Genomic DNA, 23,846 nt, shown 5'->3' with positions numbered 1-23,846 from the left:
CCTATGCTCTCCTGCTTAATCACACACCTGGGAAAATCAGATCCAAAGCCTGCAGGGAGTCTTCCCAGTCGGCTCGTTCAAAGATGCCTTGCTGTAAAAATGCTTCCAGCTGTGGCCATAAGGCAATGGCTTTATCCAACATGGGATCGCTGCCTTTGGCGTAGGCGCCTACGCTGACCAGATCGCGGTTACGCTGGAAACTGGACAGTAGCTGCTTAAAGTTGCGTACCCGCGCATAATGTTTCTCGCTGATCAATGCGGTCATTGCGCGGCTGATTGAGGCTTCAATATCAATGGCCGGATAGTGACCCGCCTCTGCCAGATGACGGGACAGGACAATGTGACCGTCGAGAATGGCACGGGCGGAGTCAGCAATAGGGTCCTGTTGGTCGTCGCCTTCGGTCAGTACGGTATAAAATGCGGTCACGGAACCGCCGCCATGAATACCGTTGCCAGCCCGTTCAACCAGTGCGGGTAATTTAGCAAACACCGACGGCGGATAGCCTTTCGTTGCCGGAGGTTCGCCGATCGCCAGTGCAATTTCACGCTGTGCCATTGCATAACGGGTGAGGGAATCCATAATCAGCAGCACGTGCTGGCCGCGATCGCGAAAATCTTCGGCGATGCGCGTGGCGTAGGCTGCACCCTGCATACGCAACAGCGGGGAAACGTCCGCCGGAGCGGCAATCACCACCGAGCGTGCACGTCCCTCGGCGCCAAGTATATTTTCAATAAAATCTTTAACTTCGCGTCCACGCTCGCCAATCAGACCGACAACAATGACGTCAGCCTGGGTATAGCGTGCCATCATGCCGAGCAGGACGCTTTTACCCACACCGGAACCAGCGAAAAGCCCCATTCGCTGACCGCGCCCGACGGTTAACAGCGCATTGATAGGCCGTACGCCAGTATCCAGCACGTGTTCAATCGGGGTACGTTGCAGGGGGTTAAATGGCGGGGTGATTAGCGCCCCTGTTTCCGTGGTGTCGGGTGCAGGCAACCCATCAAGCGGCTTCCCGCTGCCATCGAGAACACGCCCCAGCAGGGCAGGGCCCAGCGGTAATTGTTTCCCGCTTTGCAGCCCTTCGCCGGCGATGTTTTTCGCGTAAACGCGCGCGCCCGGCAGAACGCCTTCGACCTCTTCGAGCGGCATCAGAAACAGGCGTTGACCATTAAAGCCAACCACTTCGCTTTCGACTTCCTGGGTTTCGTTGCCATCCTGACGCTCAATGACGCAGGTGGCACCCAGCGGCAACTGCAGACCTGTGGCTTCCAGTACCAGCCCGGTGGCGCGGGTCAGACGCCCGTAACGACGCACCGCAGGCAGCAGTGACATTTTTTCTTCGAAGTTGTCCAGCGTGTTGAGCCAGCGAGTCAGGCGAGTGGTCATTACACGACTCCCGGCGCTGCCAGACGGCAGAGCTCTTGCCAGCGGGTGGCAACACTGGCGTCCAGATCGCCTTCATCAGCAGAGACTTTACAGCCACCGTGATGCAACGTTGGATCGCCACGCAGTCGCCAGCCGTGCAGACTGAGGGTCGCCCCCAGCATCTCTTCCACCCGCTGCAGATCGTCCGGATGGACGCGCAACTGCGGTTTACCGCTAAACAGCGGCTCCTGTTGCAACAGCTGTTGGATTTGCTTAATCAGTGCGGCGTTATCCACGATGGGGGTCTGGCCGATAACCTGGCGCGCCGCTTCCAGTGCCATTTGCATCAGGCGCGATGCAATGACGCTGTCTAGGGCATCCAGTGTATTCTGAAACTCACTGACCAGTTGCTGCATGCGGGCATGAATCGGCGCATGTTGGGCGCGAGCCTGGTTCTGACCCTGCTCCAGACCCTGGGCCAGTCCGTCCTGATAACCTTGTGCGTGCCCCTTTTGCCGACCTTCAGCCAGGCCGGCATTATATCCTTGCTCATGGGCCTGGAGCTGCATTTGCGCCAACTGCTGCTCAAGCTGTTGTTCCGCAGATAGCTGTGGCTCTTCTGTCTCGTCGGACGGCTGATCGTCGGTATGATCGGCCAGTATGAACTCCGCCATTGGCGGGGCGAGATCGTCAGGCGTCCAGACTTTCCATGGCAGATCGTTAGACATAGGTATCCTCGCCGCTGCCGATCACCATCTCGCCGGTCTCGGCCAGACGACGTACGATAAGCAGAATTGCTTTCTGTTCGTTTTCCACCTGCGACAAACGTACCGGACCGCGGTTGGCAAGATCGTCGCGCAGGATATCGGCGGCACGCTGCGACATGTTGCGCAGGAACTTCTCGCGCAATGGTTGCTCGGCACCTTTCAGGGCTATCAGCAGCGATTCGGAATCCACTTCCTGCAACAGACGCTGGATGCTGCGATCGTCGACATCCACCAGATTTTCGAACAGGAACATCTCGTCGATAATTTTCTGCGCCAGCTCGCCGTCGAATTCGCGTACCGCGGTAATAACCGCTTCTTCCTGCTGCGTCTTCATCAGGTTGATAATTTCTGCTGCTGTCCTCACGCCGCCCATTTTGCTGCGCTTGAGGTTCTGACCGTCGAGCAACCCGTTCAGCACTTCGGTCAGTTCTGCCAGTGCGGCAGGCTGTACGCCGCCGAAAGTCGCGATACGCAGCATGACATCGTGGCGTAAGCGCTCGTCGAACAGCGCCAGAATATCGGCGGCCTGGCCCCGTTTGAGGTGAACCAGAATGGTGGCGATAATCTGCGGGTGCTCGTCGCGAATAAGATCGGCGGCGCTTTGTGGCTCCATAAAGTTGAGCGTTTCAATGCCGCTGGTGGTATCGCGAGTTTCCAGAATGTCTTCCAGCAGGCTGGAGGCACGCTCTTCGCCCAACGCTTTTACCAGCACGGAGCGCAGGTATTCGTTGGCGTTGATGTTCAGTGCGGCAAACTGCTCGGCTTCTTGTTCAAATTCGGCCAGAACCTCCGTCAACTGCTTGTTGGAGATCTGACGCACGTTGGCCATTGCCGTACTGAGAGCCTGCACTTCGCGCGTGGAAAGGTGCTTAAAGACCTCCGCCGCGCGATCTTCGCCAATGGTCATCAATAAGATGACGCTTTTATCGGTGCCGCTAAGATTACTCATGTTCGTTATTTATCCACTGGCGAATGACCAGCGCCACGACGCGCGGATCGTTATCTGACATTTCACGAATACGCTGGCTCATGACTTCAGCACCCAGCCGCTGGTTGTTACGGCGCTGCTGGGTCTGCTCGTCTTTGCTGAGGCGAACTTCAACCGCTTCTTCCGTTTCCTGGCGAATACGTGTTTGTTCTTGTGCGGCTTTGACCTCTTCGCTGCGACGCATCAACTGCGGACGAACCGCTTTACGCCACAGGATCCAGGCCACCAACAGAACCAGCAACCAACGGCCAGCGGACATTAGCTGATCAATAAAGGACTGCTGCTGCCAGAATGGAAGCTCTCCGCCCGCGTCATCACTTGCGGTGAAGGGGGAGTTCACGACATTCAGGGTATCGCCGCGTTTTTCAGAGAAGCCCATGGCCTCGCGGGTCAGGTCCTCAATTTGTTTCATTTGGTCGGCGGTTAACGGCAGCGGTTTGCCATCCGGTAACGTTTTATAGTTGACCACTACCGCCACCGACAGGCGCTGTACATCACCCACATTCATCTTGGTGTGACGAATGGTACGGTCAACTTCATAGTTGCTGGTTTCGTTACGCTGCGTGCTGCGCGGTCCGGCATTGGCGTTATTCGCCGTTTGCGTGGTTTGCGCATTCTGCGGGTTTTGCTGATTTGCCGGTGGTGTATTAATCGGGGCCGTATTCGCCGGCGCTGGCTGGTTAGACAGTGCGCCCGGTACGCCGCCAGGCGCTCCGCTTCCTATCTGCTCGCTGACGTTAAGCTGGCGTGAACGCAGAACAGCCTGTGAGTCGTCGCCATTTGGGCTGTACTTCTCTTCGGTTTGCTCTTTGTTGGCGAAATCCAGCTGGGCAGTAACCTGTGCATGTACGTTGCCGTTACCGACAATGGGCGACAGGATTGATTCAATACGACGCTGTACGCGACCTTCAACATCGCTGGCATATTTCAGCTGCGCATCGTTCAGGTCGCGGCTGCTGGTGTTCGACTGGGTTAACAGATGTCCTGCCTGATCGACCAGCGTCACGTTGCCCGGCGGCAAGCCCGCGACAGCGCTGGAGACCAGATGCGTTACCGCGCTAATCTGACCTTCGTCCAGTGCTCGACCCGGCTCCAGGTTTACCGTGACGGAGGCAGAAGGGGCTTTTTGTTCACGTACGAACAGTGACGGTTTGGGCATCGCAAGATGGACACGGGCGCGTTTTACCGGCCCCAGTGTTTCAATGGTACGGGCTAATTCGCCTTCCAGAGCTCGCTGGTAGTTGACCTGCTCGCTAAACTGGCTGATACCAAACTTTTCCTGGTCCAGTAACTCAAAGCCCACCGCGCCGCCTTTCGGCAGGCCTTGCTGTGCCAGGCGTAAACGCAGTTCATGAACTTTATCAGCAGGGACTTCAATGGCGCCGCTTCCCTCAGTGAAACGATAAGGAACGTTCATCTGCGTCAGCTGCGTGACAATCGCGCCACCGTCCTGATCGGATAGGTTGCTGAACAGTGTGCGGTAGTCAGGTGCTTTGGCCCACAGGACCATCGCAACGATGATAGCGACGGCAGCGGCACCCGCCACAATCAGAGGGATTTTGGGATTCGCGCGCAGGCGATTTAACCACTCGAGAGGTTTCAGTTGGGTTGCAGTCGATGCTGTCGCACTCATCTCGCACCTCGTGGCTTATCGTGGACGGCGTTTTTTGCAAAGTGGAACAAGACTCACTCCCGGGTCAGCAAACTCGAAAAATTGACGGTCTCATTATTTGCGGTTTCGAATTTTTCTATGCGTTAAAAACCGAGGTTTTTTATCGTTATTTAGCGCCTTTATCTTATTGACGAGCTGGTAATCTCTGCTACGTAAAAAATCATCCAGGGGATCAGAATGTCGGCAATACAGGGGATTGAAGGGGTTATCAGTCAGCTACAGGCCACGGCAATGTCAGCGAAAATGCAGGATGTGCAGCCACAATCGACCGTGAGTTTTGCCGGTCAGCTGCACGCGGCATTGGACAGAATCAGCGATGTGCAAACCGCCTCTCGCGTTCAGGCTGAAAAATTTACCCTGGGTGAACCAGGCATTGCGCTGAATGATGTGATGACCGATATGCAGAAAGCGTCGGTTTCGATGCAGATGGGTATTCAGGTGCGCAACAAACTGGTATCAGCCTACCAGGAAGTGATGTCCATGCAAGTTTAGGTTACATAACCTAATGATATTTATAGTTAATACCCATCCGATCCTACTGCGTGGGGCATGGATGGGGCAAACTCACTCAATTTCTGGTTGAGTATGAGTACCTGGTCCTGATTGTTTTCTGCCATCCAGGATCCGTACACCCGGTAAACCATTTGTGCATCGGTGTGCCCCATTTGCTTCGCGATGAAATTAGGGTTGGCGCCGGCAGCTAACGACCAGCATGCGTAAGTGTGTCGTGACTGGTATGCTCTGCGATAGCGAACTCCAGCGCGTCGCATTGCCGCCTCCCACGACTGGTTGATCGACCCCACTGCGTAATGATGGCCGGCACGGCCATTGCGCGATACTATTTGTGGGTTGAAAACGAATGTGCATGGATGCACATCAGCACGACCGTATTCACGCAGTTTCACCTCAATCTGATATTGTTTTCCTAACCTGGTCATTTCAGCTTGGTTCTTCAGCACATCGATGGCTGGCTGAATTAGGTTTATGATACGGTCCGTTCCGGCCTCAGTTTTTGGAAGGGTGAACTCCTTCGTTAAAGTGTGGTTGCGGCGGATCATCATCGTTCCCGCTTTCAGATCGATATCTTCCCATGCCAGCGATACCAGTTCCCCATGCCTGACTCCTGTGTACACTGCCAGCGACCACATGTTCTTCAGTTGCTGATGAGTGCATGCATTAATCAGTCTGACGAATTCATCTCGTGTGAGGGGGTCTGGCTCAGTGCGTGATCGTTTGAGCATAGAAATTCCATTAAACGGATTCGCCTTAACATAACCACTGTCCGCAGCGAAGTTAAACATGCCTGACATGGTTCTCATGTAGTTGTTGACAGTTCTGACTGATCTTCCTTTTACTGGTGTCTTCTGTCCTGTCTTCAATACATGATAACCGGTAAGCAACTCCTTCCTGATAAACAGCAGGTCTTCCTGTGTCACTGCAGATACCAGCTTGTCCCTACCAATTCTCGGTATCATGTTTCGCGCTATAGATGAATATCGAGACATCGCGTTGGTGCTGATCTCCATCCGCTTCAACTCTAGCCATTTGTTTGCCAACTCGAGCACGGTGATTTCCTTATTCTCAACTCCGAATTTCTTCAGGTTCGGTGAGTCAGGAAACTGAACAGCATAATTGAAGTTACCAGTCTTTATCGCAAAGCAAACTGACGCACGCAATTCGCCTGCAACCTTCCTATTTTTTGATGTATCTGGCACACCGAGGCTTTCACGCACCCGGCTACCTTTATAGATGAACCATATGCGGAGTGTCCCGCCGTGGTTCTCCACGCCTGTTGGGTATGCTGACTTAGCCATTATTCCCTCCTGACGTCCAAGAGCCCGCTAAGCATAAACGGATCTTCATTGACGCGCACCCGGCTGTTTCTTTGACATGCTTTCAACCCACTGGTCTACAGCCTTACGGTTGTACATGCATTCGCTGTTTTTCTTCGGCACGCCGTCCGGGGAAACGTGCAGGTATTCCCGTCCGACCATCCAGCACTGTTTGCGGGCCCGCTCGATAGTGCCAGGACGAAGACCGGTAATCTCGACGAGCTTTTCTTCGGTTACCCAGTCATTGGGCACGATTAATGTCATTTCGCTCATGGTTTTCTCCAGGATTAAGAAATTGCGTAAGACAAAGAAAAAACGCTGACAAGAAGAAGAGTCATAGCTACGTACGGCCTGAATCCGAACTTCAACTCCGCCAAATAACTCCCTCTCATCCCATTTGCAAACCATATGGCGAGACCAATCATTGGAAACAAAAGAACCCAAATTATTAATACTTTAATAATGAACATGGTTTTCTCCAGGCAAAAAGAATGCCCTCACAATGGAGGGCAAATGGGGGATAACGTGGCAGTGCATTCGCACCCAATAGCCAGCTCATAACTGGCTATCAGTTGCGTCAGTAGGTAAGAAGCTCTGCTTTATAGATAATTTCAGCGTGGAAACTTGTTTCAATTTCTTCGCAAGACAATTTGCTCAGCGCCATAAGAACAACGTCGCGCTGTTCAGGAGTAAGGAAGTCATCACGATAATCATGAAATGCTGCTGCGACTAATCGGCCGCCTTGAATGTCCATAGCAGCGTGCACCGGTGGCTCAGTGCCATCATCAAACTCAACGACAAACGTCATCTTCCCCATAATCTCTCCTCATGCCGCACTCTGGGCGCGCAGCGTTAAATTACTTCCGCCAGGCGAAACTAATCGGCTCTGGCGTAATCCACAGATGGCGCATATTTGCCACGTTCACCACATCAGAATCCCGAGGGTAAATCTCCACGGCATCCCTATCCCCATAGCCAACAGCCGACTTTATCTCCTGCAATGCATCCCAACTGATACCGTCCTTCCACCTGCCAGAGTTGGCAATGCTGGTGGTGTTAACAGTCAGGCGGATGACGCCGCCGTCTTCCTTAAACTCCTGAACCAGAAAGTAAGAGTTAGCCCACACGTTGCTCCGCTTGGGGTCGTGGCATCGTACCGGCCACTGAGATTCCGGTACCGGCTTGAGTATTCCGATCACGTCTCATGCTCCTTAATTTTTCTATATGCTCTGCTGTTTCGATTTCTTCGGCGATCCGCTCGGCCTGTGCTTTGGTCAGCGGTTCGAAATCCTGATTAAAGCGGCCCACGCTGGCGATGCAGGTTCGGCCGTTGCGGATGTAGTGAATTACTTCGTGGGTAGCGCGGAGGATTTTGCAGGGCGCGCCGTGGGGATCGGCGTACCAGGTATTAGGCTGGATTATCCTGAACATTGGGCACCACCTTAAATTCGATTACCCAGACCCATGGATTGGCCTTCCAACTCTCCTCGCCGTAGATTGATTCCCACAGCTGCGCAAAGTTGTCATATGGAGTCCAGACTTCTCCGCCGCTATCTGGGTCAGAATATGTCGGCCGCCATCCTGTAAGCTCCATGCCTTCGGCTTGCGCATCTTCCTGGCTGATACTATTCAACCGCTCAACCCGCACGCCGATAATCTCCAGCGTGATGCGGGACGCCCAGCGCGGCATGTGGATGCTGGGTGTCCAGCGGACATCCTCAGCTGGCGGCACGTTCTCGTAATGAGTTGGAACATGCGCAGGGTAATTCGCGCGATAAAGTTTCAGATCCGGCGCGCTGGCTCCAGCCTCTGCCCACGTCTCCCGCACCCAGATGCGGTCGCCGACGTCGCCGAACGGGCACGCGTCGCCGACCAGCCCGCCACAGCCGCCTTTGCCGTTCTGCATTTCTTCTTCAACGTGAAGCATTGTTTTGAAAACGTTGCTGGGCCACCAGTGGCCGCCGCGTGGTGCCGGGCAAGGCTCGGGTTGAGGCTTCATAACACGCCTCGTCTGCGTCTTCCGGCCGTCGAGGATGGCGCGCACCATCTCTCCGTTAAAAATCATTCCGCGCTCTTTCACTAGATCCCCCTCTGCTTATTCTTCAACTCGATGACGCCCTGACACTCCGCACACGCCTGGCAGCCGGGAACGGCAGCGCGCCGCGGCGCCGGGATATCCTCGCCGCACTCCACGCAATGCTCAGCTGATACGGCGTTACGGTCGATGCGGTGAGCGGAAAGGGCGGCGTTACGCTGAAGCTCTTCAATCTCTGCTGCGGTGTCGATGATATCGGCCATGGTCAATGCTCCCGGAACTGTCTGTTAATACGGTTGAAGGTGAACGCCAGCAATAAAAAGGGAGCCTTAAGCTCCCTGGTGATTAGTGCCTTCATGCAGCACCGCCTTCATTCTTCTCGGCTTCGACAGCCATCTGCTCAAGCCGTAGCGATAACTCGGCGGCCAGCGTCTGGAGCTCTTCCTCGGTCGCCACCGGGATCGGCACAAAGCGAATCCCGATGTGCGCCAGGTGGTTGGCGATTTCGATGCTTTTTCTCAAATCAACGGGCGAGGCTTTGTTCATGCGGCGTTCTCCCCGGGTAATGGTTTCAGACCATCATTCAGCGTGCGCTCAAGGTTGGACAATATTCCTCGCAACCTCTTTATCTCTTCATCCTCGGTCAGTCGGCGCATTGCTTCCCATAGCGTCCTTGTCAGAACATACATAGGGACATTCGGGTCGAGGCCTAGCGCTTTCGCCAGATCTTGCTGGGCGTCGGTTAACCTTTCCTCCGACTCCTCCCGGCGCTTACGTCGGCGTTGCAACTCCTCTTCACTTTCCTGGCGCAGGTTCTTTAGCCTTTCATCGTTATCCCTAATGTGCTGCTCAAGGCGCTCCTTCGACCGATGTGCTCGACAAACAAGATCGGCGATTTCGTTGCCATGTCGCTTCATTAGTTTTTGGTCGCTGAGGTAGGTGTTGATTACGCGGCTTTTTATTTGGGTTCTCTCTGCCTGCCGGGTCATGCCGTCCATAAGCAGCTTCATCCAGGCATCGCGAGGAAGGGTATCAATCTGGCGCATTGTCGGCCCCTTGATGGTATGCCATCCAGTTTCCTTCCGGATCATCAAGCCACAACCATCTGGGATGTCGCTTTTCTTGAGCATGCCTTCAGGAACTGCAAAAACAACGCCGCCTGCGTAGTTAAAGTATTTGGTGTATTTGCCTGCTGTAACGTCAGCCCGGAAATCACTTACGCTGACTTTGACCTCATAGACGACAGGGCAGAACTTGCTGTAGCTATGAGCAATAGAGTAGACATCAGGTCGGCACGTACCGGCGGGCCCGAGCTGCATGTCTTCCCAGCAGATGCGCGCTGTGTTCTGGCGTAAATGCTCAGCAAGGTCATGAGCAAGCTCGTTATGACCCCATTTTTTTGTTGTCATTGTTCAGCTCCAAACCGCCCGTTAAGGCGGCCAGTTTTGACGACGAACTCCAGGAGGCTAACTCCCAGAGCTTCAATTTTCTTGTGATGCTTGTTGATGATGGGAGGAACCGTTTCGTTCCAATTAGGCTTTGGCTTCCTGCGCATGGCCTGCTGGATTTCCTCGGTGCAGCGGAGGCAGGCTGCGCGGATGGCGTTGTCTGTTTCTGGCGTCATGCAGCCTCCCTGCGGGCTAGAAGTTTCACCCCGAAAGCCATTAGCTCGTCCCGGTCCACAGTTGCGAAGTGGCAGTGCGTTCTCGGGTATGGCTTCCAGATGAGCAGTAAGGATCCTTTGTTGTTGCCGCTTACTGGCTTACCTGTTACCGGATTGATGAACGCCAGGCGCCCGGCGGTGATGAAGCGCACCTCGCTGGCGGTATGGATAGCTTCTTTAAACCAGCCAACCGATGTGTCTGCCGGTACCAGCATCACCGTTCCGATCTGATTTGCGCTCTCGGCAGCAGCCTTTTTAACGAACGGTGTGATGTCGCTGTAAGGCGGGTTCATCCAGACATAGCCAGGCACATTCAGGTAATCATCCCAGGGCGTTTCGAGCGTGTTCTGCTCAGCGGTGATGAACTTCCTGCATAGCGTGTTATGCGGTGACGCGGCGGCGTCCAACTGGAAGCAGAACTCAGCATCAAGAGCAGCGAAGAGGGCTGGTGGAGTACGCCAGAGGTCGCGCTGGTCGAGCGGTGTTTTACTTCCGCCATAATCACCATTCATCTTCTCGGCTGGCAGCGCCGCGGCGATGCGCTCTCCAATCCATCGCATAACCGGTACTGCCATGCTATTGCCGATAGCTTTGTAGCGCGGCCCGTCCGGGCATTCAGCAGCATCCTTCCCGCGCCAGCTGATCTTGGTGTGATCGTCAGGAAAGCCTTGAAGCCGCTCGCACTCCACTGGCGTCAGTCGACGAACCTGCATACCATATTGAACGACGTCGGCGGATGAGCGCGAATCCTGGGTGAATGCCACATCTTCCTGATAACCTTTACCCTGAGGACCCGCTGCATCGTGACGACCGATAGAAGCATGCTGAATGCAAATCGCAGGCGTGCCCTGACCTGGCTTACCACCACCTGTTGAAAGGCAGCCGGTGATGCAGCAGTTGCCATCCTCCAGCCTTATTTCACCGCGGCTGTTTTCAGCAAAAGCGTGAGCGATAAAATGACCTGCAGCAGCGCCTTCAGGGCGCCCACCTGCACCGCCGGTAAACGAATGCGCAGATATAGTGCCAACAATTCCCGATCCCCGCTGAGCAAATAATTCCTGATTGCTTTGCCCAATTCCGCCTACATTGTTGGACTGATTTAGGGTTGGGTGAGGGTTTTCTGGGTTATCCCAGTGACTACCGACTTTAGTGCGCTCTCCAGCATTTCTGGCAATTTCCGGTTGCGATTCTCGGCGCGGCGCAGAATCCCGGCGCACGCTGTTGAGCTCAAAAAGTACCGCTGAGGGATCGAATCCTTTTCGAGCACTTGCGACAACGAACACACGGCGGCGTCGTTGGGCCACTCCGAAAAATTGAGCATCAAGGACGCGCCAGGCAATAACCCTTTCTGGTCCAGACACACAACCAGCGTGCGTCCATTTTCCCCCTGCTGGCTGCAACTCACAGCTTTCTCCGGCAAGTCCTGCCAGAAAGCACCCGAAGGCATTGTCTTTGCTGCTGAGAACGCCGGGGACGTTTTCCCAGACGATGATTGCTTCTGGCTCACCGCGTTCGCGGCGCTTTGCGTCGATTGCATTGGCTAATTCCACGTAAGAGAGGGTTAATTGTCCTCGGTCGTCAGAAAGGCCTTCACGTAAGCCGGCGATGCTGAATGCCTGGCAAGGCGTACCGCCGACCAGAACATCAGGCGCTTCTACTTCACCCGCGCTCACCGCCTCGGCAATTTTGGTCATGTCGCCAAGATTGGTTACTTCCGGCCAGTGATGGGCGAGGACTGCGGATGGGAATGGTTCGATTTCAGAGAACCATGCAGGTTTCCAGCCGAGAGGTTCCCACGCTTTACTGGCAGCCTCGATGCCGCTGCACACACTTCCGTATTTCATGATGCACGCTCCGGATCCCGGTTATCCCATCCATTACGCTCAATATTCACCTGTCGCCGCTTATCTCCGACCTCTTCGATACTCCGGCCGGTCATCTCTGCGACTTCTGCGTTGGTGTAGCGCATGAGTGCAGCCAGTTCACATGCAGTCCATTCACGCATAGTTAATCCTCCAGAGCGGGCCAGCGAGTTACGCTTGCTTCTGACTGAGCAAATGGATCTACCGGTTGCCGTTGCTATCTCTTCCACTGAGAATCGACCGAACAGATACAGTTCGGCTGCCGTCCATGGTTTACCGGTCATCCTGCTGATAAGTGGTGCGCCGATACGTGATGCCTGGCGAGCTACTGCCGATTCTGAGCGCTCAAGCTTTTCTGCGATAACCTGAACCGGCATTGTTCTGCCAACTTCATGCAAGAACAGTTTTTCCCACGGTTGCCAAAGTTCGCTCATTGAAAGCACCTGTTATTTGATTATTAGTGATGGCTTGCCGAGCTTGATATGAGCACCAGGGATATCAATTCCGGCCTCGATCTGGTGTTTAATCGCGAGCTTGTCAGGCTTGATTGTCGTTTCATACTCGACAAAATCAGGAGGGATGGCGTTAACATCAGTGATTTCAACAGACTTTGACGGGGCGCGAACAGTTACCTGATGCAAACCTGCCTTCATGGACTTCTTCCCAGCAGTTTCAAGTGATCTGGCGACATACTCTTTAAGGCTTACTACGCGATTCTCAGATGCTTTTGCTCTCTCGATAAGTCGTCGAGCCTCTTCCTTGAGCGCCTCTGCATCGGCGAGTTCGTTTTTGCACACGGCAAGTATTTGCTCGACCTTTGCCTCAAGCTCCCATTCAATACCATCAATAGTGTCGGCGATCATTTCAGGCGGCATGTCTGAATCGGTAAGTTTGGCGAAGTCATTGGCGATCTGATAAAGAGCGGTCATTATGCGGCCTCCTCAAATTTAATTTTACATTCTGAATAAATGGCCTGGATGTTTTGCTGCAACTTCATCCCTGCTGTGAGCCGGTATGCTTCAGCAAAATGACGCTTCAGGTCTGCCATGGTTTCGGCATGCGCCATTTCTTCACACAGCGATTGCGCCTTATCCATGATTTCTTGCTGCTGTTTCTTAGCATCCTCGCGAATGTCTTCCTCTGACTTGTGCGCCATAACTGGCTCCTGGAAAACACCCTCATCTTCATTGATGACGTGGATCGCGTTATCAAGACGCTCTGCGCGGGGCCAGTACTTGCTGGCTCGCTTAACGATGGTCTTACGCGCCATCTCTTCCCAGAAGTTTTTCCATGGTCCGTTCTTGGCCTTGCTGGTCGCCTCCGTCGCTTTTATTTCTGCCAGGCTCATCTCTTCTGTCAGGTAATCGCCGTCAGCAGTCTTTACTGTGCAGTAACCGCCGACGACGTCACCGCGATCGCCAAAGGCGTTGTATTTATGTGTAGGCGCAGTATCAAGCCCGTTCGATTCGTAGGTGTCATTTGAATACACCAGTTTGCACTGTCCCCACTTAATGGAACCGGTAGACTGCGCAAGATGCAGGAGGCCCATATAGCTTATATCAAGGCACACCATGCCGTCGCGCGGCACCAGATAAGCCAGCTTGCTTGCCGGATTAAGAGTGATGCCGATTGCCGCAACGTTGATAATGGCGTTCTGTGCGCTGATAGGGTTTGATAGCGCCGTCTTGGCTAAATAGTCATTACGCTGGAAGCACTGAATCGCAAACTGGCTTTCCTTTGCCCATGTAACTGACTGGTCGGTAACCGCGCCAACAAATAGCGGCTCCTGTTGTTTAACGAACTCAACAATGCTGATGCTCATTGTTACTATCCCTCATCAATATCTGTTTGGTGGCGAGCAATTGTCTCTGCCATGAAGCGAATAAATTCAGCGGCCTTTTCCTGAAACTCGACGTCATCATCGAACGCTTTGGAAATAGCCTTCTTGCTGGCCCCGCGTCGTTGCAACTCGTCAACGCACAACGATTCCAGCTTGCTCTGTGGTAATCCTTTTTCGAGGTCATCAGCCAGTTCAGATTCACGCTCTTCTCTGGCGATCTGCTGATAATGGCGCGTCCAGTTCTGCGCCTCGATACGGTCTTGAACGAGATATGCAGCCATAATCGGCTCCTGAAATTTGGTTGTGCGCTTCCCGTCTGCGATAGCCGGACGAGTAGGGGGATGGGTTTGAAATTAGTGCTGGATAGGGTTTCCGCGTCCGTCGAGAAGGACGTCAATCACGCAGTCAGTTAGCCGGATAATCTCTGCATCGGTGTGCAGGTATACCCATTTTCGCTCTTGAATTACTGCTGAGACGCGATAGGTGCGGCCCTCGTGCAAAGCTATCATTCCAGGCATAACACACTGACGAATCATCGGCGTCGTTCCGTAATGTCCGATCATGATTTACCCTCCACCTGCTGCAATAACCCGGCAATGTGCATCTGCCAGCGGTTCATTGTGATTTTCTCGCGAGGTTTATCGACTGATGAGAGTTGCCACTCGTTATCGTTGAGTTTTGATGCGTGGTACTGCTTGCCGTTGTGGGTGACTGTCATGATGACTCCCGGGCCCGTAGCATTGCGTCGGCAAATTCATATGCTCCGACAGAGATATCATCCAGCCAGTCAGGAGCGCATGCATGTAGCGACGCATCACCCATCAATGTGTTTGCAAGTAGTCCCTGCATCGCTTTCGCAGCGAAGTAGTCACGCAGCGTCATGCCAGGACTTGAGTATTTCGAATCATAGTTATCATCTCGAGTGGGAAATGCCTGTTCGTATTCTTTGTTGCTCATAATCACCTCCAGAACGTTAAATACTGCTTTCATATCTACCCACACTCATTGAATGCGGAGAGATATAAAAACCCGCCAGAGCGGGTCTTAAATTTCAGTCAGTCTTTGATAAACTCATCCGTTACGACCGATTGCTCACCCGAATACAGAAACGCTCCACCCACTTCTACGACGATAACTGCATGCGGATTGGCATTCTCGTTCAGCCATTTGATGAGTGGCTTTACTGCGTTTTCGAAACTTTCTTCTTCCATCGACTTACCCTCTTGAGCTAATAAAAAGGCCGCCCTTAGGCAGCCGTTTCTGGTTCTGTAATTTCAACGCTAAGCGTCATTATCAGACCGCCTGACAGGATCCAATGGTTAATTAGGCATTGTTAAAACCTCTTTCTGTGAAGTACTTGAGACCAGATTTATACGCAGCAATTAGTTCAACTGAATCAGGCTCATTTTTAAACTTTGATGACCACGCCATTTGCTGCTCAATTCCGCGCTTTAGCTTTCCTACTATGACCCGCTCGATATACTCGCGACGGCTTTCAAGAAGCTCTGGCGATGCTTGCGTCATGTAGAAATTAAGCTGTTCAATCATTGCCTCACCTCTAAATAAGTGGAGTAGATTTACCGCGCTGTAATCTGCCCGGATTTACGATGACCTGCTGCGAATATTGCAACTTCCGGCAAGCACGCAGATCCACCTGTATTGCTGTCACGCAGACTACCTAGCGAAGTGGCGCGGTCTACTCGTGACATGTCCTGTTTTCTTTCCTGTGACTCGTTCTGAGCAGCCTCAGCGCGTCGCTTAGCCATCAACTCACCACGTTTCAGATAACGCCGTGTAACGCTGTTGCTTGCGATAAATTTGGTCATATGTCCTCCAGTGGTTGCACATCCTTGTGCGGCGACGGTTATTTGTTTTTGCGATCCCACATCCAGTCACTTACTGTTGACCAGATAGTGAATGCCATTCCGATTGAGAAGGTGGCGATCATGCCTCCGAGAATTGGGTTGGTGATGACTTCTAACATTTGAAAAATCTCCGGTGGTTGCTTTAGGGTGTGGCGCTCAGATGCTTCTCTTCTGAGTTGCTGTCTATGCAGCTGCATTTCGTCACACTCCAAAGCAACTTCCTTTGGTCTCCCACAAGAGCGGGAGAAGTAACCCCATCATGTTAAAGAGCTGAGACTCAATTCCTTGTCTCGGTGGTGCGTCCTGCTGATGGGATAAAGATACAGATAAAACTGTATTATCGTCAACAGATAAAACTGTATTATTTTTTGTTGGTAACATATGTACCTGTAATTTATTGATATTTATTTTTGTATAGGCGTAAAAAAACCGGCCTAAGCCGGTTCTTTCAGAGATGGCGGGTTGGCGCTAGCGCTTGCGTCGATAAATTCTGTGCTCAATCATAACGCCGATGATTGTTAGGGGCTGGATGCTGCTGTTTATTACAGGGTAATCATCGTTCAATGGCACAAGTTCAAAGTGCTGACACCCGTTCATATCAGTAAAAGTAGGTCGATACTTTTTGAATGTGGCCTGATCGCCACCATTTTTAGCCACTACGAATTCGCCAGGAACCGGCTCAACTTCAGGATCGACGATAATCACATCTCCGGCCTTGAAGTCCGGCTCCATGGAATCACCCTCAATGCGCAGGGCAAAGCTGTGCTCTGACAAATCAAGATCGGTAAGGATGTATTCTAAGCTACCATCGAAGGCCTCTATAGGGTTCTTCTCAGCTAAGGCCCCAGCTTGCACATAACTAATCAAAGGAACTCTCCTGCTGTTCACTTCAGCTATTGGCATAAATGCGCCGCCATTCATCAACCAGTCAGCATCACAACGCAACGCCTTGGCTATACCAATTATATTCCGTGGCTTGAGAGTTTTCCCGTCTTCAATGCTCTGCCATGACTGCTGACGGATTCCGGCCTTCTCAGCCGCTTCTGTCTGCGTCAATCCGAGCTCAATTCTTTTTTGTTTTACTCGTTCTGCAAGGCTCATAAATACCTCTTTCTGTGTGCCTTGATAGTCACAGCTAAAACTGTAATTGACAAACAGAAATAACTGTCACAGAATACAGATAAAACTGTGGAGGTGATATGGAAACAATTTCTCAGCGCCTCAAGCAAAAACGTGAAGAGATGAATCTGTCTCAATCCCAGCTGGCAACACTGGCAGGAATGAAACAGCAGTCCCTTCAGGCCATCGAGGCAGGGACAACGAAGCGTCCACGTTATTTGGTTGAGTTGGCTCGTGCGCTTAAGTGCGATCCTGAATGGCTGCTCTTCGGCGACAGTCGCCAAGCTCAGCACTAATAGAAACACCGCTCTTTAACATCGCTGCTCATCCTCTCCGCCCTTGTGGAGATAACAACTACGCATCACAGGATGCGCATTAACTATTTCAACACCAAAGGAATTATCAATGAAGGAACACGCAAACTACAGCAAACCAACGCAGCGAGAGATTGATCGCGCTGAAACAGATTTGCTTATCTCACTATCAAAAATGACCGGTCGTAAATTCGCTGAGTTGTCTGACTGGCATGAATCAAAAGTTAGTCGAACCAACTGGAGGGATGTCGCCACTGCATTCTGCATTTTCAGAATGGCGGCTGAGTGCAGCCCGATAGGGCGAGCATTGCAGGATTTATATCTTGCGGTAGGAAATAAAAAATCCCCGACGGGCAAGGTCGAGGATTCTCAGATAACGATTGATTTTTAACTGGATCAATTCACAGGAGTAATTATGACACCGATAGAGCTGTGGTTGCAAGAACCACCCGTCAGCGATGAGTTGGATTTTCCTGAAGGGTATTCTCCTCGCGGATGGGTTTATGTTCTTGAGAATGAGGCAATGCCAGGCCTCTATAAAGTGGGAATGACAACAAACAGTCCCGATAAAAGAGCTGCTGAGCTTTCTGGCGGAACTGGCGTTCCGAAAAAATTCCACGTTGTTAAAGCATTCAGAACACAGCATCCGGAGAAGCATGAGGCAGAAATTCATCGGCTTCTTGCGAGGTTCAGGATTAATGACGGCAGGGAGTTTTTCAAATGCAAGATCGAAAAAATCATTCACATCTGCAGGTCCGTCATCCCTGACGGTGATGCCAATAAAGTCAATGACCTCATCGACAAATACAACCTAATAACCTTCGAAAAATTCAAAGATTTACGTCCTGCTGACGTTCTAAGCCAATTAGGTATAACTCACTTTGGGGATAGCGAGGCCGCTCTAATTCGCCTGGCTATGTTCGGCTCAGAAGTGGTACGGCATTTAACTCGAGATGGGGGATCTGTTGTCTTCTTCGATGCGCAGTTCACTCTTTTAACTCCCGGAGATAACGATGGCTAGATCCAGAAATATCAAACCCGGCTTTTTCACTAATGATGAATTAGCCGAGTGTTCTCCATATGCCCGACTCCTTTTTGCCGGGTTGTGGACTATTGCTGACAAAGAAGGGCGATTGGATGATCGCCCTAAAAAGGTTAAAGCAATGGTACTTCCTTTCGATGATGTGGACTGTAATGATCTGCTTCAGCAGCTTCACAGCCACAAATTCATTAACCGCTATCAGGTAAATGGCGACTCATACATCCAAATAAATAATTGGAAGAAGCACCAGAACCCCCACTGCAAAGAAGCTGCTAGTGAGATACCAGAACCAGTAGAGAACAATGACAGCACCGGACAAGAACAGTGCAAAGACGATAAAGAGGAAGATAAGAAGGATGAAGAATCACCTCAAGACATTGAAAATAATAAAGCACCAGAGAAGCACCATGCAAGTACAGTGCAAGAATCAGTAGAGAACAATTTAAATCCTGCTGATTCCCTTAACCTGATTCCTGATTCCCTCATCCCTCATACTGATTCCCTAATTAACACCCAAGCCGCTGACGCGACTTGCGAAGGGTCTGAGGCTGATGTCCATAAAATTTCAAGTCGCTATGCATTCGAAGGAAATATCGTTCGGTTAAACCACAAGGACTACGAAGCCTGGAAACGCCTGTATCCGAACATTGACCTGAAGTACGAACTGGAAAAGCTGGATATCGAATTTAGCCATGAGAAGCCAAAGAACTGGTTTATCACTGCAAGCCAGAAGCTTAGCTACCAGAACAAGCAGGCGCTATCAAGACCTGTACGCAAAGTTGCTAATGGCCTTCAGTCAGAGGGTTTTGCTTCGAAGGACTACGGAAAAACAGAAATCCCATCCTGGGCTCAGGAGTGAACATGACACTGGACGAAAAGATTTTCTCTCTGGAAAAGATGCTTTCAGAGCTATCACAGCCACCGTTAGAAATACCAAACAGTACTGTTGAGTTTGATGACGCCACCTGCGAAAAACATGGACAGTTCCATCAGCGCCGACGCGTATCGACTACGCATATCAAAATACCAACTGTTCCGTCTCGTTGCCCGGGTTGCATTCGAGATGAGCTAATCGAGCTACAGGCTGAAAAAATCCGCATCGATGAGGATTCTCGTAAGCGAAACGTTGAGCGGCTTCTGGATAGTCTGGATATTCCAAATCGCTTTCTGTCCTGCACTCTGCAGAACTACGATCCGGTAAACGACGATGCTCAACGCGTTCTGAAAGTCTGCCAGGCGTACGCTAACCGATGGCCTGAGCGATTGAAGAAAGGCGGTGGACTCGTTATGTGTGGCAAGCCTGGAACAGGTAAGAACCATCTTGCTTTTGGTATCGCCCGGATCGCCATTGCCGAGCATCAAAGCTCAGCTGTATTCACCACCGCTCTGAAAATTGCCAGAGAGTACAAATCGACCTGGTCGAAGGGCTCAACGCGAACTGAAGACGATGTGATCCGCTACTTCACCAAACCAGACCTGCTGATCATCGACGAGGTCGGCGTCCAGTTCGGTAGCGATGCTGAGAAGCTGATCATGTTCGAAATCATAAACACCCGCTACGAGCGCATGAAACCAACCATCCTGATTAGCAACCAGACCAAAGAAGAACTGGCTGCATTCATCGGTGAGCGCGTCATAGACCGCATGAGCGACGGCGGTGGCTGCACTCTGTCATTCACCTGGGATTCATACCGCTCTAAGGGGGCCGCATGATGGACAGCTTAAAGCAACGCATTCTCGACTACGTATCAGCTAACCAGCCTGCCAAGGTTGATCTGATTTACAAAGAGCTTGGTATCTGCCGCAACCGGTATTAAGAAGAGGCCAAGCAACTCCGCTTCATGGGTAAGTTGCGCAGCGTTCCGGGCATCGGCGTATTCACTGGTGAAGATGATTATCAGCGCTGGCTGAAAAGTGGCGGCTACGAAGAAATCAGGCAACGCGCTGTCGATGCAAACCTGAGTAGCCAGGAAGCGAAGGGTATGAAGAAGTCGCGTAACAGTGACGACCCGAAGATGTTCGCACCATACGACCCGGCGAAGAATGGAGTCGTGGCTGAGTTTATGCAGAGCGATGCGAGAAAGCGTCTGATGATGGTTTACGGGAGGCCATGTTGATAATCGCAAAAATTATTGGCGTTCTCTGGATGCTGCTGTGGTTCGTTATTGTTCTGCAGGCTTTCGTGCGCGGAGTAACCGAAGGGAAAGATGCTTTTGGCTATTTCGTGGCAAGCGTATTCATGTGGCTGCTGGTTGCCGTTGCACCGATAGCAATCATCAAATTCGGATGGAGTTACATCAGGTAAATCTGACATGACTGAACCTTACATAGCTGAGCTATCTGCAAGCGTGGCCGTGATAGTCGGCCTTTTTTATGCAATACGCAAAAACATCGATTAACAGGCCTGCTTAGCGGGCCTTTTTTATGAGGGTAGGATTATGAGCGTTAAACGTTATGACATGAAGGAAGTCTACAAGGGCAGAATGGCTGTTGTCGAGACAGGCGCAGGAGCCTTTGTTACCCACGGAGATTACGCCGTACTCGAGCAAAAGCTAACAGACATGGCAGTACAGCTCGCTAACGCCGAGAGCAAGTGCAGGGAGCTGGCGGCGGATAACGAAAAAGCGATGGAGTCACTTAAGCAGGCAGATTCCGCCGTTAAGTTGGCGCACGAGAAGTTTTCTGCGCTGGCTGATGAAAACATGGCGCTAAAAAGTGGGCATTACAATGGGATGGTTTTGCCAGAAACCCCAGCGACAGACGCTTTCCTGGCTGAAGTGCTGGCAAGTGCAATCCCTGAAGGTTACACACTCGTACCTCAACAAATATTCCTTGACGCATCCGACATTGAGTCTATTTGCTCGCAGTGCGGAAACGGTGGCGAAAACTACGGCGATTACACAGACGGAATATTGTGGGTTGGTGATATTCAGGATGATGAAGGCAACATCACACACGGCCTGCATATCTCGTCAGCCGATTACCCAGAGGAGGGTGGCGTAACAATCTGCGAATTCGCCGCCCAGCTTCGCAAAGGAGCTGCGCTATGAGCAAATCCATGAAGTGCCGTCGCTGTAAAAAAATCTCAACAAGATCTGAGCTGGTCGTCGTGAAAAAAAATAAGTACGGGATGGAAACGCTTGGCTGCCCGTATTGCTTTGCCACCGTTTTTACTCAAGTTGATCAGGAGGCAGCCCAATGACAGCACTCAACAAACAGGCGCACCAAACTGAAAACGAGCGCATGGCTCAGTCTCTGGCAGAAAGAAATGGCGAACCAGTTGAAGGCTTACGCCAGCGCATTTCAGAGCTTGAAGAAATCGCCACTGACTACGGAATGAAGTTCCAGAAGGCCCAGGACGCTTTAAAGCATCAGGCTTTGCTGCATCAATCTCAGATGGAAGCTGCAGAGAAGCGCATAGCAGACCAGCATGGAATAATTTTATCCGCGCGTAATTTTATCAGTGAGTACGCACAGAATGGTGATGTGGGAGCCACTGAGTTCGTGAAGATATTAGACCGCGCCACTGGCATTGGCGTGAAGGGGGAATGAGCATGGATAAATTAATCAAACCTACAAAAAAAAGGTAAGCATGACGGTTCGTGTGATTATCTTTGCTCGGACTATGCGCGATTCATTGTTATGCGCGGCGATTATACGGAAGCGGAAATAATTCAGGCTTCTGTGTCACAAGATGTAATCGACTCGGATGGTGCGGCTGATTTTGCAAGTAGCGCCCGCTATTACCAGTGCTGGTACAAAGTTAGCCCAATAGGTGGTCAGGATGGGTATTCAGGATGGCATCATCCTCGTGACACGCCGTGTCGCGGTGCATATTTCGCATCGGTTTTGCAATGGGATTAAGGAGGACTAACCCATGACAACTAACAACCCGGCGCACGGTCCTGTATCACTCGATCGCCTGCATCAGATAAGCGAAATACTCAGCAAAGCAGCAGCACAAAGCGACGGCGGTAATCTCGGTTACGCAATGGCTGATGCTGTGAAGGTGATTAATGTGGCTATTGCATCGTTTGGTGCTGAGCCAGTGGGTTATTTCTATGCAGACAAACCCGGCGATTGGTATCAAATTTCAGATGGCGACAGAGTTCCAGAGCACAGACGCATACCGCTCTACTCAAGCCCGCAGTCAGGGCAAGTAGTGAAGCTGCCGAATGAGTTCATCAGCAATGAGGGGATCGTTGTTCAGATAGGAAAAGTGATGGCTGTATTAGCCGTTTCTGGGATTCAGTACGAGCGAAAAGGTAACGCCTGCCGATCCGTCATGCTTAAAGGAGATGAAAAATGACAACCATTACAAAAGAGCGACTGCAAGAAGTTATTGATGGAGACATCGCCTTCACCGATGAGCAGAGAGAGATGGCGCGTATAGCGCTGGCGGTGAAGCAGGCGCAGCCAGATGACATGTACCGGCAAAACTTCCGTACCGCGATGGAAGGTATCGCCCACATCCGCCGCACGCTGGAGGAAACCTTCTGCGGGCTACACGGGACGCATGTTGAGCCTGATGTACTGGTGGAGTGCAAGGCAATTTGTGATGCGATTTGTTCTGCATATCGCCAGACAGCGCCGGTAGTGCTGGATGAAGATCCGCGCGACGCATTCGAGCGATCATTCAAAATGCCGAAGCATGTCACCCGCTGTGGCACTGGATATGCAGTAACGGAGTATTCCGCATGGTTGGCCCATGATTTCATCAGGATGTGGGAGGGCTGGAAGGCCTGCCGCGCCGCCATGCTTCAGGCTGGCAACTCTCCGGTAACTCCGGATGGTTGGATTCCGGTAAGCGAGCGGATGCCGGAAGAGACGACAGACGTTGACGGAGGTGCTACGGGGTATCTGGTTAGATATGCACAAGGCAAAGAGCCAAACGGAGGTTTTAATGTGGGAGTATGGAATGTCACATACCTTCTGCACCACCACCACGGAATCATAACCCACTGGATGCCACTTCCAGCAGCACCGCAGCAGGAGGTGAAGTCTGCACTTGAACATGGAATGCAGCGTTACGCTGGAGCTATGCAAAAGCTCGAAGAAGGAGGTGACTGATGGATGATAACAGCGATAACGTCATCCCTCTCGTTCAACCTGGGAGAGATGAAGCCAAATTACTCAACGTCACCGTAAGCGACAGAAAGGAGTATAGCCAGCAGCGATGCAAGCACAGAGCTATTGAAGTCTGCGAAACAGATCGTGTTATTCGCTGCACAAGGTGCGGATGCGTTGTTGATGCATTCGATCACATCCTGCAGGTCGCTACCGACGCTGAGCATATCGTCACAGAGATTGAGCAACTTCACCGCCGACGCGACGAACTGCGCGAGTCCGTAGCCAATCTCGAGCGCGAAGAGAAGAACGCCAAAGCCCGGTTACGCTCTGCCAGAACGTCAATCCTCTTTGCGGAGAATGACCTGAAAAATACTGAGCAGGGAGTTAAACAGTAATGGCTAAATCCGC

41 protein-coding genes and 1 pseudogene are annotated in these 23,846 nt (G+C 51.8%); 14 read left to right on the top strand and 28 right to left on the bottom strand.

Features of this window, described 5'->3' with window-relative positions; all coding sequences use genetic code 11:
- Positions 1–19: 19 nt before the first annotated feature.
- From fliI to fliF, 4 genes are read right to left on the bottom strand one after another with little or no spacing between them, the layout of a single operon-like run.
- Positions 20–1,390: a flagellar protein export ATPase FliI gene (gene fliI / locus FDX24_RS05810; protein ID WP_005127755.1), complete on the bottom strand. Its 1,371-nt coding sequence runs from the start codon at positions 1,388–1,390 to the stop codon at positions 20–22.
- Positions 1,390–2,097, bottom strand: a complete 708-nt coding sequence (gene fliH, locus FDX24_RS05805) for a flagellar assembly protein FliH (protein WP_048211310.1) — start codon at positions 2,095–2,097, stop codon at positions 1,390–1,392. The genes fliI and fliH overlap by 1 nt, the downstream gene beginning before the upstream one ends.
- Positions 2,090–3,085, bottom strand: coding sequence for a flagellar motor switch protein FliG (gene fliG / locus FDX24_RS05800; protein WP_048211311.1), 996 nt, complete (start codon positions 3,083–3,085; stop codon positions 2,090–2,092). Before fliG ends, fliH begins: the two co-directional genes overlap by 8 nt.
- A complete protein-coding gene (gene fliF, locus FDX24_RS05795) occupies positions 3,078–4,757 on the bottom strand; it encodes a flagellar basal-body MS-ring/collar protein FliF (protein ID WP_048211312.1) in 1,680 nt (559 codons plus the stop codon). Before fliF ends, fliG begins: the two co-directional genes overlap by 8 nt.
- Positions 4,758–4,973: 216 nt before the next feature.
- Between fliF and fliE the strand changes: the two genes are divergently transcribed.
- Positions 4,974–5,288, top strand: a complete 315-nt coding sequence (gene fliE, locus FDX24_RS05790; protein ID WP_005127749.1) for a flagellar hook-basal body complex protein FliE — start codon at positions 4,974–4,976, stop codon at positions 5,286–5,288.
- A 26-nt stretch (positions 5,289–5,314) separates the two neighbouring features.
- On the opposite strand, the gene FDX24_RS05785 is transcribed toward fliE, so the two are convergent.
- The 24 genes and pseudogenes from FDX24_RS05785 to FDX24_RS05685 form a co-directional block, all read right to left on the bottom strand.
- Positions 5,315–6,610, bottom strand: a complete 1,296-nt coding sequence (locus FDX24_RS05785) for a site-specific integrase (protein WP_137363979.1) — start codon at positions 6,608–6,610, stop codon at positions 5,315–5,317.
- Between the two features lie 45 nt (positions 6,611–6,655).
- Positions 6,656–6,901: an excisionase family protein gene (locus FDX24_RS05780; protein WP_025759460.1), complete on the bottom strand. Its 246-nt coding sequence runs from the start codon at positions 6,899–6,901 to the stop codon at positions 6,656–6,658.
- 304 nt (positions 6,902–7,205) lie between these two features.
- A complete protein-coding gene (locus tag FDX24_RS05775; RefSeq protein ID WP_061070445.1) occupies positions 7,206–7,445 on the bottom strand; it encodes a hypothetical protein in 240 nt (79 codons plus the stop codon).
- Positions 7,446–7,485: 40 nt separating this feature from the next.
- The gene (locus FDX24_RS05770) at positions 7,486–7,755 is read right to left on the bottom strand and encodes a hypothetical protein (RefSeq protein ID WP_252362810.1); all 270 of its coding nucleotides are present in this window, start codon (positions 7,753–7,755) and stop codon (positions 7,486–7,488) included.
- Positions 7,745–8,059, bottom strand: a complete 315-nt coding sequence (locus tag FDX24_RS05765) for a DUF4222 domain-containing protein (protein ID WP_137363977.1) — start codon at positions 8,057–8,059, stop codon at positions 7,745–7,747. Before FDX24_RS05765 ends, FDX24_RS05770 begins: the two co-directional genes overlap by 11 nt.
- Positions 8,037–8,708 (bottom strand): hypothetical protein, encoded by a 672-nt coding sequence (locus FDX24_RS05760; protein ID WP_137363976.1) that lies wholly within the window; start codon positions 8,706–8,708, stop codon positions 8,037–8,039. Before FDX24_RS05760 ends, FDX24_RS05765 begins: the two co-directional genes overlap by 23 nt.
- Positions 8,708–8,926 (bottom strand): TraR/DksA family transcriptional regulator, encoded by a 219-nt coding sequence (locus FDX24_RS05755; protein WP_137363975.1) that lies wholly within the window; start codon positions 8,924–8,926, stop codon positions 8,708–8,710. The genes FDX24_RS05760 and FDX24_RS05755 overlap by 1 nt, the downstream gene beginning before the upstream one ends.
- Before the next feature lie 91 nt (positions 8,927–9,017).
- A complete protein-coding gene (locus FDX24_RS05750) occupies positions 9,018–9,209 on the bottom strand; it encodes a DUF1382 family protein (protein WP_137363974.1) in 192 nt (63 codons plus the stop codon).
- Positions 9,206–10,072 carry an MmcB family DNA repair protein gene (locus tag FDX24_RS05745; protein WP_137363973.1) on the bottom strand — a complete coding sequence of 289 codons (867 nt, stop codon included), beginning with the start codon at positions 10,070–10,072 and terminating at the stop codon, positions 9,206–9,208. Before FDX24_RS05745 ends, FDX24_RS05750 begins: the two co-directional genes overlap by 4 nt.
- Entirely contained in the window at positions 10,069–10,287 is a 219-nt protein-coding gene (locus tag FDX24_RS05740; RefSeq protein ID WP_137363972.1) for a hypothetical protein, read from the bottom strand. The genes FDX24_RS05745 and FDX24_RS05740 overlap by 4 nt, the downstream gene beginning before the upstream one ends.
- The gene (locus tag FDX24_RS23830) at positions 10,284–10,838 is read right to left on the bottom strand and encodes a phage N-6-adenine-methyltransferase (protein ID WP_371414766.1); all 555 of its coding nucleotides are present in this window, start codon (positions 10,836–10,838) and stop codon (positions 10,284–10,286) included. The genes FDX24_RS05740 and FDX24_RS23830 overlap by 4 nt, the downstream gene beginning before the upstream one ends.
- A gap of 84 nt (positions 10,839–10,922) precedes the next feature.
- Positions 10,923–12,170: pseudogene (locus FDX24_RS05735) on the bottom strand (DNA cytosine methyltransferase); the annotation flags it as partial.
- Complete coding sequence (locus FDX24_RS23660) at positions 12,167–12,622, bottom strand: hypothetical protein (protein ID WP_252362813.1); 456 nt, start codon at positions 12,620–12,622, stop codon at positions 12,167–12,169. The pseudogene FDX24_RS05735 and the gene FDX24_RS23660, both read right to left, overlap by 4 nt.
- 12 nt (positions 12,623–12,634) lie before the next feature.
- Positions 12,635–13,117, bottom strand: coding sequence for a siphovirus Gp157 family protein (locus FDX24_RS05725; protein ID WP_137363970.1), 483 nt, complete (start codon positions 13,115–13,117; stop codon positions 12,635–12,637).
- A complete protein-coding gene (locus FDX24_RS05720) occupies positions 13,117–14,010 on the bottom strand; it encodes a RecT family recombinase (RefSeq protein ID WP_137363969.1) in 894 nt (297 codons plus the stop codon). Before FDX24_RS05720 ends, FDX24_RS05725 begins: the two co-directional genes overlap by 1 nt.
- Positions 14,011–14,015: 5 nt before the next feature.
- Positions 14,016–14,309 (bottom strand): host-nuclease inhibitor Gam family protein, encoded by a 294-nt coding sequence (locus tag FDX24_RS05715; RefSeq protein WP_137363968.1) that lies wholly within the window; start codon positions 14,307–14,309, stop codon positions 14,016–14,018.
- 72 nt (positions 14,310–14,381) lie between these two features.
- Positions 14,382–14,591, bottom strand: a complete 210-nt coding sequence (locus tag FDX24_RS05710; RefSeq protein WP_137363967.1) for a cell division protein FtsZ — start codon at positions 14,589–14,591, stop codon at positions 14,382–14,384.
- Entirely contained in the window at positions 14,588–14,746 is a 159-nt protein-coding gene (locus FDX24_RS23415; protein WP_167789655.1) for a hypothetical protein, read from the bottom strand. Before FDX24_RS23415 ends, FDX24_RS05710 begins: the two co-directional genes overlap by 4 nt.
- Entirely contained in the window at positions 14,743–14,985 is a 243-nt protein-coding gene (locus FDX24_RS05705) for a hypothetical protein (protein WP_137363966.1), read from the bottom strand. The genes FDX24_RS23415 and FDX24_RS05705 overlap by 4 nt, the downstream gene beginning before the upstream one ends.
- Before the next feature lie 98 nt (positions 14,986–15,083).
- The gene (locus FDX24_RS23410; protein WP_170973053.1) at positions 15,084–15,239 is read right to left on the bottom strand and encodes a hypothetical protein; all 156 of its coding nucleotides are present in this window, start codon (positions 15,237–15,239) and stop codon (positions 15,084–15,086) included.
- Between the two features lie 112 nt (positions 15,240–15,351).
- Complete coding sequence (locus tag FDX24_RS05700; RefSeq protein ID WP_137363965.1) at positions 15,352–15,576, bottom strand: hypothetical protein; 225 nt, start codon at positions 15,574–15,576, stop codon at positions 15,352–15,354.
- A 29-nt stretch (positions 15,577–15,605) separates the two neighbouring features.
- Positions 15,606–15,854, bottom strand: a complete 249-nt coding sequence (locus FDX24_RS05695; RefSeq protein WP_137363964.1) for a hypothetical protein — start codon at positions 15,852–15,854, stop codon at positions 15,606–15,608.
- A gap of 38 nt (positions 15,855–15,892) precedes the next feature.
- The gene (locus FDX24_RS05690; RefSeq protein ID WP_137363963.1) at positions 15,893–16,105 is read right to left on the bottom strand and encodes a hypothetical protein; all 213 of its coding nucleotides are present in this window, start codon (positions 16,103–16,105) and stop codon (positions 15,893–15,895) included.
- A 256-nt stretch (positions 16,106–16,361) separates the two neighbouring features.
- Positions 16,362–16,994, bottom strand: a complete 633-nt coding sequence (locus FDX24_RS05685; RefSeq protein ID WP_048220905.1) for a LexA family transcriptional regulator — start codon at positions 16,992–16,994, stop codon at positions 16,362–16,364.
- Between the two features lie 98 nt (positions 16,995–17,092).
- On the opposite strand from FDX24_RS05685, the gene FDX24_RS05680 reads away from it, so the two are divergent.
- From FDX24_RS05680 to FDX24_RS05610, 13 genes are all read left to right on the top strand, one after another.
- Positions 17,093–17,308 carry a helix-turn-helix domain-containing protein gene (locus FDX24_RS05680; protein WP_048220906.1) on the top strand — a complete coding sequence of 72 codons (216 nt, stop codon included), beginning with the start codon at positions 17,093–17,095 and terminating at the stop codon, positions 17,306–17,308.
- A gap of 109 nt (positions 17,309–17,417) precedes the next feature.
- The gene (locus FDX24_RS05675; protein ID WP_137363962.1) at positions 17,418–17,717 is read left to right on the top strand and encodes a CII family transcriptional regulator; all 300 of its coding nucleotides are present in this window, start codon (positions 17,418–17,420) and stop codon (positions 17,715–17,717) included.
- A gap of 24 nt (positions 17,718–17,741) precedes the next feature.
- Positions 17,742–18,347 (top strand): GIY-YIG nuclease family protein, encoded by a 606-nt coding sequence (locus FDX24_RS05670; protein ID WP_137363961.1) that lies wholly within the window; start codon positions 17,742–17,744, stop codon positions 18,345–18,347.
- Positions 18,340–19,227: a hypothetical protein gene (locus tag FDX24_RS05665; RefSeq protein ID WP_047416739.1), complete on the top strand. Its 888-nt coding sequence runs from the start codon at positions 18,340–18,342 to the stop codon at positions 19,225–19,227. The genes FDX24_RS05670 and FDX24_RS05665 overlap by 8 nt, the downstream gene beginning before the upstream one ends.
- 2 nt (positions 19,228–19,229) lie before the next feature.
- The gene (locus FDX24_RS05660; RefSeq protein WP_137363960.1) at positions 19,230–20,081 is read left to right on the top strand and encodes an ATP-binding protein; all 852 of its coding nucleotides are present in this window, start codon (positions 19,230–19,232) and stop codon (positions 20,079–20,081) included.
- Positions 20,082–20,209: 128 nt separating this feature from the next.
- Positions 20,210–20,485, top strand: coding sequence for a hypothetical protein (locus FDX24_RS05655; protein ID WP_137363959.1), 276 nt, complete (start codon positions 20,210–20,212; stop codon positions 20,483–20,485).
- Entirely contained in the window at positions 20,479–20,673 is a 195-nt protein-coding gene (locus tag FDX24_RS05650; protein ID WP_137363958.1) for a hypothetical protein, read from the top strand. The genes FDX24_RS05655 and FDX24_RS05650 overlap by 7 nt, the downstream gene beginning before the upstream one ends.
- Before the next feature lie 133 nt (positions 20,674–20,806).
- On the top strand, positions 20,807–21,418 hold the full coding sequence (locus FDX24_RS23825; protein WP_371414762.1) for a hypothetical protein: 612 nt from the start codon (positions 20,807–20,809) through the stop codon (positions 21,416–21,418).
- Positions 21,415–21,570, top strand: coding sequence for a hypothetical protein (locus FDX24_RS23405; RefSeq protein WP_170973052.1), 156 nt, complete (start codon positions 21,415–21,417; stop codon positions 21,568–21,570). The genes FDX24_RS23825 and FDX24_RS23405 overlap by 4 nt, the downstream gene beginning before the upstream one ends.
- Positions 21,567–21,920 (top strand): hypothetical protein, encoded by a 354-nt coding sequence (locus tag FDX24_RS23820; RefSeq protein ID WP_371414761.1) that lies wholly within the window; start codon positions 21,567–21,569, stop codon positions 21,918–21,920. Before FDX24_RS23405 ends, FDX24_RS23820 begins: the two co-directional genes overlap by 4 nt.
- A gap of 325 nt (positions 21,921–22,245) precedes the next feature.
- On the top strand, positions 22,246–22,677 hold the full coding sequence (locus FDX24_RS05625; RefSeq protein WP_137363957.1) for a hypothetical protein: 432 nt from the start codon (positions 22,246–22,248) through the stop codon (positions 22,675–22,677).
- Positions 22,674–23,438 (top strand): DUF551 domain-containing protein, encoded by a 765-nt coding sequence (locus FDX24_RS23655; RefSeq protein WP_252362809.1) that lies wholly within the window; start codon positions 22,674–22,676, stop codon positions 23,436–23,438. The genes FDX24_RS05625 and FDX24_RS23655 overlap by 4 nt, the downstream gene beginning before the upstream one ends.
- Positions 23,438–23,833, top strand: coding sequence for a hypothetical protein (locus tag FDX24_RS05610; protein WP_137363956.1), 396 nt, complete (start codon positions 23,438–23,440; stop codon positions 23,831–23,833). Before FDX24_RS23655 ends, FDX24_RS05610 begins: the two co-directional genes overlap by 1 nt.
- Positions 23,834–23,846: the final 13 nt, after the last annotated feature.

Source organism: Citrobacter sp. wls716, from assembly GCF_005280975.1.
In the GTDB taxonomy this organism is placed as follows: Bacteria; Pseudomonadota; Gammaproteobacteria; order Enterobacterales; family Enterobacteriaceae; genus Citrobacter; species Citrobacter youngae.
The sequence above is the reverse complement of the archived record's forward strand: the minus strand, read 5'-3'. Positions and strand labels throughout refer to the sequence as shown.